The organism is Mesomycoplasma ovipneumoniae (assembly GCF_038095995.1).
GTDB classification, from domain to species: domain Bacteria; phylum Bacillota_I; class Bacilli_A; order Mycoplasmatales; family Metamycoplasmataceae; genus Mesomycoplasma; species Mesomycoplasma ovipneumoniae_F.
Map to the genome: position 1 here is coordinate 580,159 of NZ_CP146005.1, position 16,452 is coordinate 596,610.

The 16,452-nt window shown below is 28.8% G+C and carries 15 protein-coding genes and 2 tRNA genes; 9 read left to right on the plus strand and 8 right to left on the minus strand.

Going from position 1 to position 16,452, the window contains the following annotated elements; genetic code table 4:
• The first annotated feature begins 1 nt into the window (after window position 1).
• Both gpmI and V3249_RS02195 read left to right on the plus strand, forming a co-directional pair.
• Window positions 2-1,519, plus strand: coding sequence for a 2,3-bisphosphoglycerate-independent phosphoglycerate mutase (gene gpmI / locus V3249_RS02190; protein ID WP_341517435.1), 1,518 nt, complete (start codon window positions 2-4; stop codon window positions 1,517-1,519).
• A 696-nt stretch (window positions 1,520-2,215) separates the two neighbouring features.
• Entirely contained in the window at window positions 2,216-3,577 is a 1,362-nt protein-coding gene (locus V3249_RS02195) for a hypothetical protein (RefSeq protein ID WP_341517436.1), read from the plus strand.
• A gap of 84 nt (window positions 3,578-3,661) precedes the next feature.
• Here the strand turns inward: V3249_RS02195 and V3249_RS02200 are convergent, their stop codons facing one another.
• The 5 genes from V3249_RS02200 to V3249_RS02220 all read right to left on the minus strand — a co-directional run bounded on the left by V3249_RS02200 (window position 3,662) and on the right by V3249_RS02220 (window position 7,152).
• The gene (locus tag V3249_RS02200) at window positions 3,662-3,991 is read right to left on the minus strand and encodes a thioredoxin family protein (protein ID WP_044284236.1); all 330 of its coding nucleotides are present in this window, start codon (window positions 3,989-3,991) and stop codon (window positions 3,662-3,664) included.
• A gap of 65 nt (window positions 3,992-4,056) precedes the next feature.
• The gene (proS, locus tag V3249_RS02205; protein ID WP_337895783.1) at window positions 4,057-5,496 is read right to left on the minus strand and encodes a proline--tRNA ligase; all 1,440 of its coding nucleotides are present in this window, start codon (window positions 5,494-5,496) and stop codon (window positions 4,057-4,059) included.
• Between the two features lie 33 nt (window positions 5,497-5,529).
• Window positions 5,530-5,604, minus strand: a tRNA-Gln gene (locus V3249_RS02210).
• 3 nt (window positions 5,605-5,607) lie between these two features.
• Window positions 5,608-5,691, minus strand: a tRNA-Tyr gene (locus V3249_RS02215).
• A 78-nt stretch (window positions 5,692-5,769) separates the two neighbouring features.
• Entirely contained in the window at window positions 5,770-7,152 is a 1,383-nt protein-coding gene (locus V3249_RS02220; RefSeq protein WP_341517437.1) for a hypothetical protein, read from the minus strand.
• Between the two features lie 709 nt (window positions 7,153-7,861).
• Between V3249_RS02220 and mraZ the strand changes: the two genes are divergently transcribed.
• The 6 genes from mraZ (at window position 7,862) to metG (ending at window position 13,712) form a co-directional block, all read left to right on the plus strand.
• On the plus strand, window positions 7,862-8,302 hold the full coding sequence (gene mraZ, locus V3249_RS02225; protein ID WP_044286005.1) for a division/cell wall cluster transcriptional repressor MraZ: 441 nt from the start codon (window positions 7,862-7,864) through the stop codon (window positions 8,300-8,302).
• Between the two features lies 1 nt (window position 8,303).
• On the plus strand, window positions 8,304-9,194 hold the full coding sequence (rsmH, locus tag V3249_RS02230) for a 16S rRNA (cytosine(1402)-N(4))-methyltransferase RsmH (protein ID WP_252262633.1): 891 nt from the start codon (window positions 8,304-8,306) through the stop codon (window positions 9,192-9,194).
• A gap of 33 nt (window positions 9,195-9,227) precedes the next feature.
• Entirely contained in the window at window positions 9,228-10,208 is a 981-nt protein-coding gene (locus V3249_RS02235) for a cell division protein FtsZ (RefSeq protein WP_044284240.1), read from the plus strand.
• Between the two features lie 202 nt (window positions 10,209-10,410).
• Window positions 10,411-11,418, plus strand: a complete 1,008-nt coding sequence (locus tag V3249_RS02240; RefSeq protein WP_044284241.1) for a nicotinate phosphoribosyltransferase — start codon at window positions 10,411-10,413, stop codon at window positions 11,416-11,418.
• Window positions 11,408-12,178, plus strand: a complete 771-nt coding sequence (locus tag V3249_RS02245) for a tRNA1(Val) (adenine(37)-N6)-methyltransferase (RefSeq protein WP_318053565.1) — start codon at window positions 11,408-11,410, stop codon at window positions 12,176-12,178. The genes V3249_RS02240 and V3249_RS02245 overlap by 11 nt, the downstream gene beginning before the upstream one ends.
• Window positions 12,171-13,712 (plus strand): methionine--tRNA ligase, encoded by a 1,542-nt coding sequence (gene metG / locus V3249_RS02250; protein ID WP_341517438.1) that lies wholly within the window; start codon window positions 12,171-12,173, stop codon window positions 13,710-13,712. The genes V3249_RS02245 and metG overlap by 8 nt, the downstream gene beginning before the upstream one ends.
• Here the strand turns inward: metG and V3249_RS02255 are convergent.
• A complete protein-coding gene (locus V3249_RS02255; protein ID WP_341517439.1) occupies window positions 13,709-14,572 on the minus strand; it encodes an ECF transporter S component in 864 nt (287 codons plus the stop codon). The genes metG and V3249_RS02255 overlap by 4 nt on opposite strands.
• 78 nt (window positions 14,573-14,650) lie before the next feature.
• On the opposite strand from V3249_RS02255, the gene V3249_RS02260 reads away from it, so the two are divergent.
• Complete coding sequence (locus tag V3249_RS02260) at window positions 14,651-15,214, plus strand: DUF402 domain-containing protein (RefSeq protein ID WP_337895778.1); 564 nt, start codon at window positions 14,651-14,653, stop codon at window positions 15,212-15,214.
• Here V3249_RS02260 and V3249_RS02265 read toward each other — a convergent pair.
• Both V3249_RS02265 and V3249_RS02270 read right to left on the minus strand, forming a co-directional pair.
• Entirely contained in the window at window positions 15,174-15,857 is a 684-nt protein-coding gene (locus V3249_RS02265; protein ID WP_252262629.1) for a ribonuclease III family protein, read from the minus strand. The two genes, V3249_RS02260 and V3249_RS02265, sit on opposite strands and share 41 nt — an antisense overlap.
• Before the next feature lie 34 nt (window positions 15,858-15,891).
• Window positions 15,892-16,410, minus strand: a complete 519-nt coding sequence (locus tag V3249_RS02270; RefSeq protein WP_252262628.1) for a hypothetical protein — start codon at window positions 16,408-16,410, stop codon at window positions 15,892-15,894.
• Between the last annotated feature and the right edge of the window lie 42 nt (window positions 16,411-16,452).

Genomic DNA, 16,452 nt, shown 5'->3' on the forward strand with positions numbered 1-16,452 from the left:
AATGAAAAAGAAAGTTATTTTAATTATTATTGACGGCCTTGGATTGCGACCTGAAAGTCAAGGAAATGGTTTTGCACTTGCAAAAACACCGGTTTTTGATCACCTTTTTGACAATTATCCAAATAGTTTGATCGCCGCATCAGGTCAAGAAGTTGGACTCCCTGAAGGACAAATGGGAAATTCAGAAGTTGGCCATTTAAATATCGGAGCCGGATTTATTGTCTATACCGGAATTTCAATTATAAATAATGCTTTAAAAACCGGCGAGTTTTTCAAAAATGAAAAATTTATTAAGGTTTTTGAGCATAGTATCAAAACTGATACACCCGTGCAAATTATGGGACTTTTTTCTCCAGGGGGTGTTCACTCACATCAAGATCACCTTTTTGCCCTAATTGATTTTGCAGCCGAATTTGGTGTTAAAAAACTTAATTTACACCTTTTTGGTGACGGACGAGATGTTGCGCCTGAATCAATTAAGCCAAATCTTAATTTATTAATAAAGAAATTGAAAAATTTTGAAAATTACAAAATTGCTTCAATTTCTGGTCGTTTTTACTCAATGGACCGCGATAAAATGTTTAACCGTGTTGAATTAGGATATAATTCTATTCGCGGAAAAGCCGAAAATACCTTCACAAATCCAATTGATTATGTTGATTCTCAATATGAAAAAGGAATTAGCGACGAATTTTTACAACCAGCAATAAATTTGCAAGTTAATAAAAATGATTTTCTTAATGACAATCATGGTGTTATTTTTTTCAATTTTCGACCTGATCGCGCAAGACAACTTTCGCATTTAATTTTGCAAACAGATTTATATACTTTTAAACCAAAATATCCTGTAAAAATCGACACTTTTGTGTCAATGATGAAATATGAAGGGATAAATTGCGATATTGCTTTTGAGGAAATGAAAGTCAAAAATCCACTTGGAAAAGTAGCTGATGAGGCAGGATTAAAACAACTTCGACTCGCTGAAACGCAAAAATATGCCCATGTAACTTTCTTTGTTGACGGTGGCGTAGAACTTGAATTAAAAAATTCTGACCGAATTCTTGTTGATTCATTAAAAGTTGAGTCTTATGCTGATTATCCGCAAATGTCGGCCGTCGAAATTACTGATAAATTAATCCAAGTTGGGCAAAATTATGACCTTATTATCGTCAATTTTGCAAATCCAGATATGGTCGGACATACAGGAAACTTAAAAGCAACTATAAAAGCGGTTGAAATTTTAGATTCACAGATTGGTCGAATTCACAGCTGAGCAAAAGAAAATAATTTTCATTTTTTCATTACAGCCGACCATGGTAATGCCGAACTTACTGAGGATGAAAATAATAAACCCTCAACAAAACATACCGTATTTCCCGTTATGTTAATTTCAAGTGATAAAAGTTTGAAATTAAAAAATGGAAGATTGGCAAATATTGCCCCAACAGTTCTTGATTATTTAAATATCAAAAAACATCCTGACATGGATCATGAATCCTTAATAATTAAGCAAAACTAAACTTTTACAGACTAATTTTTCTTCTTTAAAACCAAAATCATTTTCCTTTTGATTTTGGTTTTTTTAAAAAGTTAATTGCCTATTTTAAAACCTGACAAAATCAATTTATGGATAAAATAAAAAACCATAAAAAAATGCAACTACTATTTAAACTCAATGCAAATAGAAAACTCGTTTTTATTTGCAGCGAGCCTAAAAAAACATATGAAGTTTTGAAAGAACAATAACCAAAAGCCCTAAATTTATAGATTTCTAAACGGGTAAATTTAAGGCATCCCATCATATTTAAAAATATAATGGATAATTCGCATTTGCTGATTTTTTTATGACAAAAAACATAATTAATTCCCCTTAATTCTAATTTCTAAATTTATTAACTATTCTTAAGTGAGCTTAATTATAACATAATTTTATTTTTGACCAAGCATTTTTTTTTTTTTTACAAAAGGTTAATTTAAAACTATAAAATTAAGATTTTAGCCTCAAAAAACCTGGATTTACGGGTATTTTTGTGTGTTTACCCCACTAAAAAGTGAATTTTTACCATCTAACTGTCAAACTAAGGTGCTTTTTTTAGAAAATTAAAAATTTATAATTTTTTAATATTTTTTAGTATTTTTTACGAATTCCTAGAAAATATTAAGAAAAATGGTATAATTTGTACTATTAAAATATTAAACAAAATAAGAGGTGTAAATGGCACGCAAGCTAACAAAATTAAGAAATTTATTTATCCTTTCGACCCCTATTGTTTTTTTAGTAGCAACAAGTTGTGGCGTTAGCCAAACAAACGAGGGAGAAAAAGAAGGTCAAAAACCCCAACAGATGAGCGAAAAAATCGCTGACAAATTAGGGTCAAGTCTAAGCTTTGACGTAAATGGTAATCATGTTTTTACTATTAAAAATGACAAATTCAAAGGTGCAACAGAAGTAGTGGCCCATTTTGAAGGTAAAAGCGATGATCCAGCTATTACTCTGCCAATAACTGCCGAAGTTAATGCAAGTATAAATAATTCAACCGCAACTTTTAACACAACCGGAAAATTACTATACGATTACAAGTGATCACTCAAAAAAATTAAAGTTGGTTCTGAAGAAATTTTGCAAGATCAATTCCCTGATGATTTAAAAGGTGACGTTTGGTTTGAGAAAAAAATTGCGATAGTTAAACAAGATGCTGCGCTTTGAATTGATCCTCAAATCCAACTTTTAAAAAATTGAATAAACACTAATGCAAATGTTGAGTTAAAAGCTGAATTTATCAAAAATAACGAGAGAAAAGTTGTAGATACCAATTTCAATAGTTCGTTAAATAAATTTCGAGCTGACTTACAAGAAGGTTATAAATTTAATAGAATTCTAATTCAATCTAAAAATAACTCCTTTGCAACAATTAGTTTACCTTATAAACCTTTGGAGCAAAAAGAAAACACACCGCAACAGATGAGCGCAAAAATCGCTGACAAATTAGGCGCAAGTCTAAGCTTTGACGTAAATGGTAATCATGTTTTTACTATTAAAAATGACAAATTCAAAGGTGCAACAGAAGTAGTGGCACATTTTGAAGGCAAAAGTGATGATCCAACTATTACTCTGCCAATGACTGCCGAAGTTAATGCAAACATAAACAATTCAACCGCAACCTTTAACACAGCCGGAAAATGACAATATGACTATAAGTGATCGCTCAAAAAAATTAAAGTTGTTAAAAATGGTAGCTCTGAAGAAATTTCGCAAGATCAATTCCCCGATGATTTAAAAGGTGACCTTTGGTTTGAGAAAAAAATTGAGATAGTTAAACAAGATGCTGCGCTTTGAATTGATCCTCAAATCCAACTTTTAAAAAATTGAATAAACACTGATGCAAATGTCGAGTTAAAAGTTGAATTTATCAAAAATGACGAGTCAAAAGCGAGAAAAGTTGTAGATACCACTTTCAATAGTTCGTTAAATAAGTTTCGAGCTGACTTACAAGAAGGGTATAAATTTAATAGAATTTTAATTCAATCTAAAAATAACTCCTTTGCGACAATAAGTTTACCTTATAAACCTTTTTAATATAATTTCTAAAATAATAAAAAAAGCAATTTCATTCGAGAAATTGCTTTTTTTATCTTTAAGTTATGAAGATTAAATTAAGTATTAAATTAATTCAAAGTGTTTTAATTGTGATTCTAATACATCAGCAGGAACATAACCTTCAAGACGATGTACAAGTTTGTGATCTTTATAAAATAATGTTGTTGGAGTTCCATGGATTTGGTTATCACGCGCAAATAAAATATTTTCACGCACGTTAACTCTAATTATAACTAGACCATTTACTCCGTATTTATCGTTCATTTGATCTATTGAAGGTTCATAAAGAACACAGGCTCCGCATCCAGGTTGGTGAAATACGAGAATTGCAGCTTTGCTTGTTAAAATTTTTTGATTAATGTCATCGGTTGAGTGAATATCAAAGATTGGCATAATACCTCCTTTTTTATATAAATGATACCACATTATTGTTTTTTTGCAAGATATAAATAGAAAAATTAATAGGATTTTGCAAATAAGACAAATTTAGTAGTTTTTTTACCGCTAAATATTGAATTAGCGCTTTTTGGTATATTAAATATTGAATTTTTTGGCAAAATACAACGAGCTGTTGCGGTAGTTTCATCTTGAATTTGTTGCTCTTTTGCTGAAGTCTCACTAAAAGGAGCAATAACAAATTTCCCTTTTTGTATTTCAGTTTGAAGCTCTTGATATGAAGTTACAAAAACTGTATTTTCAACTATGCGTGTTTTGGCTTTTTCAAACAAGTTTTTTTGAATTTCATCAAGAATTTTAGGGCATTTGCCTTTTAATTCATCAAGGCTAAAATAAATTTTTTGGCGGTTATCACGGCGAACAAGGCAAATTTGATTTTTCTTTACATCATTTGGCCCAATTTCAATTCGAATTGGTGAGCCAGAAACTTCAGACTTATTTATTTTAAAGCCAATTTGCTCGTCTGATTCATCTACTTGATAAGTAATTTTTCTTTGTTTAAGAATTCTAGCTACTTTTTTTGAAAAGTCTTTTACTTCTGGATGTTTTTTTGCAAAAAATTCAAGAATATCAACCTTATATGGGGCAATTTTTGGCGGCAAAACTAAACCATTATCATCACTATGAACCATTACAAGAGCGCCAATTAGACGGGTTGAAATCCCTCAAGATGTTTGATATGGCGTTTCAAATTCGTTTTTGTTGTTTTTAAACTGAATTCCAAAATTTTTAGCAAAATTTTGGCCTAAAAAATGTGATGTGGCTGATTGAAGTGCGCGGAAATTTTGCATCATTGATTCAATAGTGTAAGTTGTAACAGCGCCGGCAAACTTTTCACGATTAGTTTTTTTACCAAATATTGTTGGTATAGCAAGATAATTTTCTAAAAAGAATTTATAATATTTAGCTATTTTTTTGGTAAAATTTTGCGCCTCTAATTTATCTGAATGAATTGTGTGACCTTCTTGCCAAAGAAATTCAGTATTTCTTAAAAATGGATTAGTAGTTTTTTCTCATCTTAAAACTTGAGTTCACTGATTTAATTTTAACGGTAAAATGTTATTTGCAGCAATTTCATTTTTAAAATAATCAGCAAAAAGGAGCTCACTAGTTGGTCTTATATAAATATTTTCGGCTAATTTTTTTTGGCCTACATGAGTTATCGTTAATAATTCAGGTGCAAAACCCTTAATATGTTGTTTTTCTTTTTCTATAAAACTTTCAGGTATAAGAAGCGGGAAATAAACATTTTTTACACCTTGGGAAGCAAAAAATGCATCAACTATTTTGGTTATATTAGTTCAAATTGCATATCCAAAAGGTTTGAAGTAAAGCGTTCCTTTGATTGGACCGTAACTCATTAAATTCGCCTGAGTTATAACGTCAACATATCATTTTGCAAAATCTTCACTACTTGGCGTTATCTTTTCAGGTCGTTTCATAAAATAAATAAAAAAAAATGGTGAATTAACATTTGGCTGCCCCAGTTAGATTCGAACTAACGAATGACGGTACCAAAAACCGTTGCCTTACCGCTTGGCTATGGGGCAAAATGGTGGGGGGTGAGGGATTCGAACCCCCGAATCCGAAGAAAGTGGGTTACAGCCACCCGCATTTGGCCGCTCTGCAAACCCCCCGATCCGTTGCAGCTTTTTAATTATAACATATTTTTTTTGATTTGATAATTTTTTTTTATTTTTTTTTTTTTTTTCGGACTAGCGATATTTAGCCACGTCCTCAGTTACTATTTGGAAGACATCATTTACTAGTTTTTCTTGCTCTTCAATTGGAAGATTTGGGTCTAATTTAATTTGCTTATAAGCAAAAATAAAAGAAGGATGTAAAAAATTACCTAATGGACGTCCTATTTTGTAAAGTTCAATTCATCTATCTTTTAATTTTTTAGCAAGTTTTTCATCATCATGTCTTATTTTATATTCGTTTGCTAATTTTTGATAAGATAAAATTTTAAAAATAGCAAAAGTAAATCAAAAATTTTTAACAAATTCAGATCACTTAATAAGAATAAAAAATCCAAGGCCAAAAAAATAACTTAGTGCCGGAAACCAAAAAATATAATATAAAATTTGACTATAAGGATTTAATTGGGCTAAATTTTGACTAATTATTTCAGAATTAACATTTAAAACTATTAATTTATGGCTAAAAATCGGGCTAAGTAAAAATATTAATCTTACAATATAATTTAACAGTAAAAAACTTGAATCGGCAATATAATAAAAAAGTAATTTCCTTGGTTTGTTGCGGTTTTTTAAATTATTAAAATAAACTAAAGTTTGAATAATTACTAAAAATAGAACAAATGAGCCAACAAATGCTAAATACTGTCAGAATTGAAAATTATTAATTCCGGCAAAAAATAATCAAAAAATAAGCATTAACATCGAAACTAACAAGGTTGAAATTGAATAATAAATTGACTTTGCAGTAAAAGAGATATTATTTCAAAGTTTTTCAACAGGATTTATTTTAGTTTTGGTTCTTTTTTCATGCTTTTGAAAAATATCTGAATTAAGTTGGTAAAAACTTGAAGTTCAAGCTGAGTGCTTTTCGCGATATTGCATTTTTTTATTTAAATCACTAATTTCAGCAACAGCTCTTGAGTCGGACAAAAAGTAAAAAAACTGATTTTCGTCATCGTGCAAAAGTCATGAAAAATTAATTTGGTTAGATTTTTTTGGTTTTGTAACTTTTTGAAGTAAATTTTTTGACTCTTTTGTTTGCTCTTGGGTTGTTTCTGAATTTTGCTGTGATTTTAGATAATTAGGTTTATAACTAACGTATTTTTCTGGTTGCTGTTCATATTGAGGGCTATTTTGGGCCTGAATTTCGATGTCTTTTTGATCTACAAATGTTTGACTGTCATCTCCTTGAAATGGATTGGCGGTGTTAGTTTTTAAATCTTGACTGTGATTTGGTTTTTGAAAATTACTATAATGTTGATATTTGCGATCACGGGAAGCAAAATGCGAATTATGAGATTTGTTAGTGCCATAATTTTTTGAACTATAAAAATTAGACTGATTTTGGTCGTTTATTTTTTGATTATTTTTTTCTTGGTCATGATTTTGATTCATTAAATTCTCCTGGGTGACTATTTAACCTATTTATTTTACAAATTTAATTTAAATCTAAAAAGTTAATTTAATATTAGCACCTTTTTCAATTTCTTCATTAAATTTTACCAATTTATAACTAATATTAATTATTTTTTTCTTTTTAATTAAATAAGGTAAAAAAACGCATGTTTTTAATGATTCGGCATTTTTATTCTTATAAGAACTTATATTAATAAATTTAAAAATTTTACAATACAAAATTCAGACATCAAAAACACACTAATTATATAATATATAATAAGCAAAACAGTTAAGCTAAATTTTGCTTGTTTTGAGTCAATAAAATTGCATTTTTTGACAAATCTATAATTTAATTTAAAATTTTAAAAATAAATCATTATTTTAAAATTTTTTTCAAAATGCTGGTTTATTTTAGGAATTAATTTTAATAACTGAAATAATTTTTAATTTCACCATAAAAATACCCTTTTTAGCCCAAAAAAAATGAGCTTTTGATCATAAAAGTTGTATATTTTTTAAATTTTTTGTTGATTTTAGTAAAAATCACTCCCACTTCACTCCACTAATAAAATGCAAAAAATTTAAAAAATACCGCCTAAAAACCGTCATTTTTTTTCAAGTAAAAAATGATAAATAAAAAAAATTAATTTTTTTTTGTTTGAAATGGGATTTAGTGTATAATTGTGGTTGACAGTGGAGATAAAAAATGTTTGGAACTGTTTTCAGAATATTAGATGAAAAAAATAGAATTGTGCTACCTCCTGCTTTTCGTGATGAACTTGATGGTGACTTCTATATTTCAGCTAATTTGGACAAAATTCTCGAAATCAGAAGCCAAGCCGAATTTGATATTATTGCCCAAAAAATTGGAAAAGCAAACTCATTAGATCCACGACTTCGTGATTTTGCGAGATATTTTTTTGGAAATACCGTCAAAGTTTCTGTCGATAAGCAAGGTAGGTTTTTAATTCCCAAAAATTTACTTGACTTGGCCGCTGTCAAAAAAAGAATCTATTTATTAGGGGTTAATAACAAAATTGAAATTTGGCCTGAAGAAAGATACGATCAATTTTTTGCAAAGTTTTCTGACAGCAATGTCACCGCTGATTTAGAAAAAGAATTGCTAAAATCGGGAGTAGAATTATAAAATGCACATTCCAGTTTTGTTAGAAGAAGTTATCTTAGCTCTTGAAATTAATCCCGAAGGATTTTATGTTGATTTAACTTTAGGGCGTGGCGGACATTCCAAGGCGATTCTTGAAAAATTAACAACGGGAAAACTGATTGTTTTTGATAAAGATATCCAAGCCATAGACGAAACTAAATCTAAATTAACTGCAATTAGTCAAAATGTTAATTTTATTTGTTCAGATTTTGTAAATTTTGATTATCACTTAGAAAAATTGGGAATTGATTATATAGACGGGTTTATTGTTGATTTAGGTGTTTCTTCACCTCAAATTGATAATCCTGAGCGTGGCTTTTCTTACTCTAAAGATGGCAATTTAGATATGAGAATGGACACAAGTCAATCTCTTGATGCTTCTTGAGTTTTAAATCAATATTCTGAAGAAAAACTAGTTCAGATTTTTTACAAATACGGACAAGTAAAATTTGCACGGCAAATTGCAAAAGCAATCATTGAAAATAGACCTTTGAAAACCACTTTTGATCTTACTAAGATTGTCAAAAAAGTTATTCCAGCACTGGCGTTATCTAAAAAAAACTTTGTAAAAAATGTTTTCCAGGCTGTGCGAATTGAAGTAAATAACGAACTTGAATCTCTGCAAATGTTGTTAAAAAAGTTACCCAAATTCTTAAAGCACGGTTCAAAAGTTTTAATTATTAGCTTCCATTCGCTAGAGGATCGATTAGTAAAAGATGCATTTTTAAATTTAGTTAGCAAATCTAAGCAAGATTTTTTTAAAAAAGGCGATCCAGAATTCTCAACGAAAGTTTTTCGACCATCACCAGAAGAAGTTTTGCTAAATCCAAGAGCAAAATCGGCTAAATTACGAGTTTTAATTAAAAATTCATAAAAAAGAAAAAATTGAAAAATAGGTAAAAATACTATGGAAAGATGTAGTAAAATTATGCTAATGGGATTAGGTGATTTTGGATCTAAAATTGTTCAAAACATCAATTTAGATCAAGCTAGCTTTCCAAAATTTTTTATAAATTCACGCGATGAATATTCTAATTTCAATTTTAGTGATCAAAATTCACTAATTCTTAGTCAATCAAATTTTGGATATGACTGAAAAAAAGCAAACCAAGCAGTAAAAGATAAAAGTTTAGAAATTCAATCAATTCTTGCTGGGGTCAAAATTCTCTTTTTGATTGTAGGATTAGGCGGATCAACTGGATCAGGAGCAGTTTTAGAAGTAGCTGAAATTGCTCAAAAAATGAATATAATTATAATAGTTTTAGCAACAAATCCTTCTGAAAATGAGTCAAAATTTAGACGAGAAACAAGTTTTGACGTGCTTCAAAATCTAAAAAAAATTGTTGATTCATTGATTTTAATTTCACCAGAAGAAATAAGTTTAACTTTTCCGAGTCTTATGGTTGAAAATGTTCTTCAATTAATAGTCCTAACTATTCAAAAGAAAATTTCAATTCTAACAAAAGCTATTTGTCAACAAAATGCATTAATTCATGTTAACAGTTCAATAATCGAGTCAATTTTATCCAATAATAACTTTGTTTTTGTCGGATATGCAAGCGAAACTGGTCCAAATAGGGCAATAGTTGCAACTGAAAATGCCTTTAAAAACCATTTTGTCGAATTTGATCTCTCATCCTCCGAGGAAATGTTAATTACAATTAGTGCTAATAATTCAATTTTACAAACCGAAATTAACGATGTTCTTAATACAATTAGAAAAAATTTCAAACCAGACTTAAAATTTTCTTATGGCGTGTATACAAACACAAAATTAGATAAAGAAATTGAAATTGGTATAATTGCAAGTCAAAAAAAGCATAGTTATGAAAGCAAAAAAGCAGCAAAATTAAATCTTGCCTTCGATAACAAATTTAGTATTTTCTAAGCAAATTGATTTTGATTTAAACTTTTAGTAAATGCTTATAAAACACCTTTAAAAATTATAAAATTTAGTACGCAAACAAAATTTTATAACAAAAAGGTGTTTTTGTATTATTTTTTTTAAAAAATTTTTTTTATGGCCAAATCGACGGAAATATAGTATAATAATATTGTAGTTTTACTATTATTTTATCAACTAAATTATTATGTCAAAAATCAATAAATATATATCTGACTATTTTCTTGATAGTCAAAAAATACTTGCAAAATTTAATCCGAAAAATATTGTTATTTTACAGTTTTTCCAACGTAAGGATTTTGCCGTTATTGGCGGAATGGATGAAGTTTTAAATTTTTTAGTAGATAATACTGACTATAAAAAATATAAAATTCGTTATTTAAAAGATGGAACTCGTGTAAAAAAACGTGAAATAGTGCTTGAATTAGAGGGCCCTTTGCATCTTTTTGGTCATGTTGAAGGAATTATTGACGGAATTTTAAGCCGCTCAACTTCGATAGCAACTAATGCTTATTTATGCAAAAAAGCAGCAAATGAAAAAGAAATAATCTTTATGGCCGATCGTTCTGATCACTATTTGATGCATCAAATTGACGGAAAAGCAGCAAAAATAGGCGGTATTTCAATATTTAGCAATTTAGCTCAGTCAGGAAAAAGTGCTACTAAAAATTTTGGTTCAATGCCTCACTCTTTAATTCAGAATTTTGATGGCGATCTTATTAAAACCTCGCAAGCTTACCGTAAAATTTTCCCAGACCAACCCTTGGTAGCTTTGGTAGATTTTAACAACAATGTAATTGAAGAATCCTTAGCTGTTTTGGCTGAATTTGGACAAGATTTAGCCGGAGTCAGAGTTGATACTTCTTCAAATATTGCCGATCAAATGTTTGAAGATCCTAAAAAAGACGATTTTGGAATTAATGCAAAATTAATAAAAAAACTACGTGAAGAGCTAGATAAAAATAACGGTCAACACGTAAAAATTATCGCTTCATCAGGACTAAACCCTATGAAAATTAGAGAATTAGAAGAACAAAACGCCCCTGTTGACTTATACGGTGTTGGCGAGTATATGCTTCAAATTCGAAATCATTTTAGCGCTGATGCAACAGTACTAAATGGGAAAAAACTAGCTAAATTTGGTCGTTTTTATCGTAAAAATTCAAAATTAATAACTTTTGAATATGAAAAATAATCTTGAATTGAATAATTTGGGTTATAATGATGACCTTAAAATTTGACAAGACAAGACAAGCTTTAATTATTCAGTTGATACTATTTTGCTAGGAAATTTCATCACCTTAACTAAAAAAGTAAAACTAGCACTTGAAATAGGAACAAATAACGGTGCACTCGCAATTTTTGTTGCTCATCGAAAAAAAGACTTAATTATTGATGCAATTGAAATTAATGAAAAAGCCATTAATTTAGCTAAAAAAAACGTTGAAATCAATAAAAAAGAAAGTCAAATTAATTTAATTTGTGCTGATTTTAATCAGTTTTGAGTTGAACATAATAAAAAACAGTCACGAAAATACGACTTAATTTTTGCTAATCCTCCTTATTTTAAGGTCGGAACCAAAAAAATCCGCAATGTTAGTCCTGAGTTTAAAAATGCAATTTATGAATTTAGCCTTAATTTATCGCAATTAATTCTCGGGGCAAGCAAAATTATTCAACACAAAGGAAGACTATCACTAGTTTTACCAATCGAGAGATTTATTGATGTGATAGAATTTTTGCGTCAGGGTCGATTTGAGCCAAAGCGTGTTCAATTTGTAATGGCAAGAGTGGGATCTAGTCCCAAATTTGTTCTGATTGAATCAGATTTTAATGCTCAGTGAGGAACCCAATTCCTACATAATCTCTATTTACACCCTAATAATAAAAATGAACACGTTTATCGCAAAGAAATTCAGAAACTTTATGTAGCCCGAAAGGTTAAAAATGGCTAAAAAATTTTACATCACAACTCCTATTTACTATGCTAGCGGAAATCTCCATATTGGTCATCTTTATAGTTCGACTTTAGCATGAGTAGTCAGAAATTTTAAAAAAATGCAAGGTTTTGAGGCACTAATGCTAACAGGATCTGATGAACACGGTCACAAAATAAGTCGTCTAGCCCATCAGTCAGGTCTGGATCCCCAAAGTTTTGTTGATCAAAACGTTGAAAAATTTAAAATTTTATGGCAAAAATTTGGCATTGATTATGATTATTTTTTAAGAACAACTAGTCAAGCTCATAAAAATTTTGTTAAAAAAATTTTTTACAAAATGCATGAAAATAATGATATTTTTCAAGGTCAATATCAAGGACTTTATTCTGTAAGTGACGAAGAATTTTTATCTCAAGTTCAATGTATCGAAAAAAACAACGAATTTTTCCACCCAGTTAGCGGTGCAAAAATGGAATTAGTCGAAGAAAATTCTTATTTTTTTGCCATCAGTAAATTCCAAAAATGGCTAGAAAATTATTTAGATGCTAATCCTAATTTTGTTTCAGACAAAAAAATCGCAAACGAGCTAAGGCAAAATTTTTTCCAAAAAGGTTTAGAGGATTTATCTGTTAGCCGAAAAAATTTAAAATGAGGAATAAATCTTGAAAAATTTCAAGATCAAACTATCTATGTTTGACTTGATGCTCTTTTTAGTTATTTATCAATTTTTGACGACCAAATTAATTTTGACTCACCACAGAGTCAAAATTTTTGAAACCAGGCCGAAGAAATTGTTCATGTTGTTGGAAAAGAAATCGCCCGTTTTCACTGTATTTATTGGCCAATTTTTTTAAAATCATTAAATTTCCGATTGCCATCAACAATTTTGACTCACGGCTGACTCATAACTCCTGAAGGAAAAATGTCAAAATCAAAAGGAAATGTAATTAATCCTCTTGAATTACTTGATGAATTTGATGCTGAAATTATTAAATTTTATTTTGTAAGTCAAATAAGTGCCGAAAATGATAGTATTTTTGACAAAAAATTATTAGAAAGTCTATATAATTCATTTTTTGTCAACACATATGGAAATTTAATTAGTCGAACAATTGCGCTTGTTTTGAAATATTTTAATAATGGTTTAAAATTTAAAATTGAAGATTTAGACTGAACAGATATTAGTTATTATGAAAAAATTTTGGTAAGTTTTGACTCATTTTCCGAAAATTTGTCAAATTTTCAGCTTGAAAAGGGCTTTAAGCTAATAATTGAGCTAGCAAAAAATTTAAACGGTTATTTTGATATCAAACAATTATGGAATGAAAAAAACTTAGATAAATTAGGCGCAAGTTTACTTTTAGTTTTAAATGGAATTTACACGATTTCAGCGTGTCTAAACTCTGTTATGCCTAAAACCGTCGGAAAAATTATTGATTTTTTAGGGATAAAAACCACAAGTTTTGAATTAATTACAAAATTAGACAAATTTGACAATATTATTTTTGAAAAACTGGAAAAACCTTTTTTCCCAAGAAAAAAATCTTAATAGCCAAATTTTCAGCGAAAATTATGTTTATCGTTTAGAAATTGAATTAATGGCACTATGTTTATCAAAAAAAGTGAATAAATTGGAAATGAAACTGTTGATTTTAGAATTATTGGTGTTAAATAAAAGAAAAAATAATTTTCAATAAGTCTATCTCTTCCAGTTCGATTCAAGAAACGATTATAATATTGCACAAACGCAAACGGATGTCATAATCAACGAAAAATGAGAAAGCAAATACCAAGGACAAAAAGCGTTATTATTGCATTTTTAAATTTTTGAGTCGGTTTTTTTCAATATAAAATTACTAAAAATGTTGTAAATGCTAATAAAATAACACCAAAAATCCCTATTAATAAAAGCACTAATTTTTTATTAAAAAGTCTTTTTCAATCTTTTGCGACTCTTTGAATTTCAGACTCGCTCATAAAAAAATAAAAAATAAATACCGAAAAAGTTATTAAATAAGTTAAAATTAATAAGCAAATTAATACTTTTTTATTTTTATTTGCAAAATTAAAAGCCAGCGAGGAGAAAATTGCAACTAAAATCGGAACAATTCCATATTCTGGGGTTCAGAAAAAAACGCGACTTGTAAGCAAAAGTTTTCCAAAATCGAACGTAAAAGCAACAATCGCACCTTTGAACCAACTTAAAATTATTCCTATCAAAACGTAAAATGGAAGTTCAAATGCTATGTTAAATCTACGTGGAAGACTAGTTTTAAATATAAAAGCAATAACTAAAAACATCGCCATTAAATATCCTGAAATTACAAGTTCAAAGCTTGTAAATCGAAATATTTTATGGTTGACTCTGAAAAATTCTTTAATATTTGCTCTAAATGTTGTTAAATTCATTGTTTTAATGGTAAATTATAATAAAAATTTAGTATAAAATATTATAATTTAAAAATAAAAAAAAGGATTAAAAAAATGATGGAAAAAAACTCGTTTCAAGAACTTTATCCAGAAAGAATAATCAACATTCAAGCCTATAAATATAATGGGTTTTTGTATCGCCAATGATCAAATGCAAGAGTAATTTCAAATTCACTCACTCATGTTGTTGTTAGTTTAAATGGCAGCATTGTGAAAAAATATGGCACAAAATCATGACGCTTTTCTGAACCGACTATTTTTGTTTTTCCAAAAAAAACAATGCATAATGCAATTATTACTTTTAAACCGGGTCAACATTTTAGTTATCATTACTATATAAATTTAGCTTCAGATTTTATTTTTGAAGAAAATACAATCAAATTTGTTGATTTTGATATCGATATTAAAATTTATAATAAAAAAAGTTTTGATATTGTTGACCGGGAAGAATTCCTTGAAAATAAGGAAATTTTGAACTATCCGGCAAAATTAGAAGGCATACTTTCAAACGAAATTAGCAAGATATTTCTCCTATTTTTGCAGAAAAAATCATTCTTTAGTAACGAGTATCTTCAAGTTTTTATTGATCTGTGTCAACGGCAAAAATGTTGAGTGCGTTAGTTGCGGCGTTAAATTCTGCTTCTTTAATAGATTTTCCGTAGCCAATACCGTATTTTTTCTCTTCCCAAATTAGGTCAACACGAAAAGTTCCATCAGCAAGGCGAGTTGGTAAATAATTGATTTTACTAAGCGAAGAAAAAGACTGAATTTTCTCTTGAAAAATTGACTTTGGATCTTTATACTCTTTTTCGCATGCAAAATTTACACCATTATACAAATATTTTGCCAAAAATTCATTAAGCTTTTCAAAACCTTGATCAAGCAAAATTGCTGCTGAAAATGCTTCAAAAACATCGGCTTTCAACTTGTTATTTTCACGAATTTCAGATGCACCTTTACCTAAAAATACAAGCTCAATTAGACCTAAATCTTGGCAGACTTTAGCTAAATAATTTGTCGAGGTAAGTACCGCGCGAAGTTGAGTTGAATTACCTTCATTTTTATAAAAATTATCATAAATTGCCCGAGTTACAGCATAATGAATTGCCGAATCTCCCAAAAATTCTAACATTTCATAATGTGGTGTTGAGGGATTTGTAAAGTTGTAACTTTTATGTGTTAATGATTGAATATAAATATCTATTGAATTTGGTTTAATATCTAATTTTTGCAAAAATTCGTGAATTTTTTTATTAGATTGCATTGTTCTCCTTTTAAAATTACGGACAATTTAATATTTATTTTTTGAAGTTTAGCGTAAAATGTTGATCTTGAACTATGTGTGGTTGACTTGAATGAAAGTGGCCAAATTCGAGATGTAAAGTAAGTTTTTTATCTTCATCAAAAAATTTTGACATCATTGAAATAAAACTAACCTGTATTTTAGGGATATTTTCAGGCAAAGGTAAATCACTAATAGAGCTAAAATTAAGAATTTTATCTTTTACTAACTGTTTTATAACAAGATAATTAATTTCTTGATCTTTTAGACAATTTTTTGCGCCATTATCACAAGCAAAAGGAAATTCATCAACATTTTTGCTTTTAATTTGCTTAAAAATTTGCTGATATTTTGCTTTAAAGTCTGAATAAGAATAATTTTTATCAACAAGTTCAAGAAGATAAGGGTTTTTTTTGGGATTAACTTCATCCTGAAAACCAGGTTTTGAATTAATAGGACTAAATTCTATTTTAGTATCCCCGCAAGAAACTAAAAAACCTAAAGCCACAAAAGTCAAAAAAATGCTTTTTTTCATTAAAATACTTTCTCTTAATAATATATTAATAAAATAAAAAAT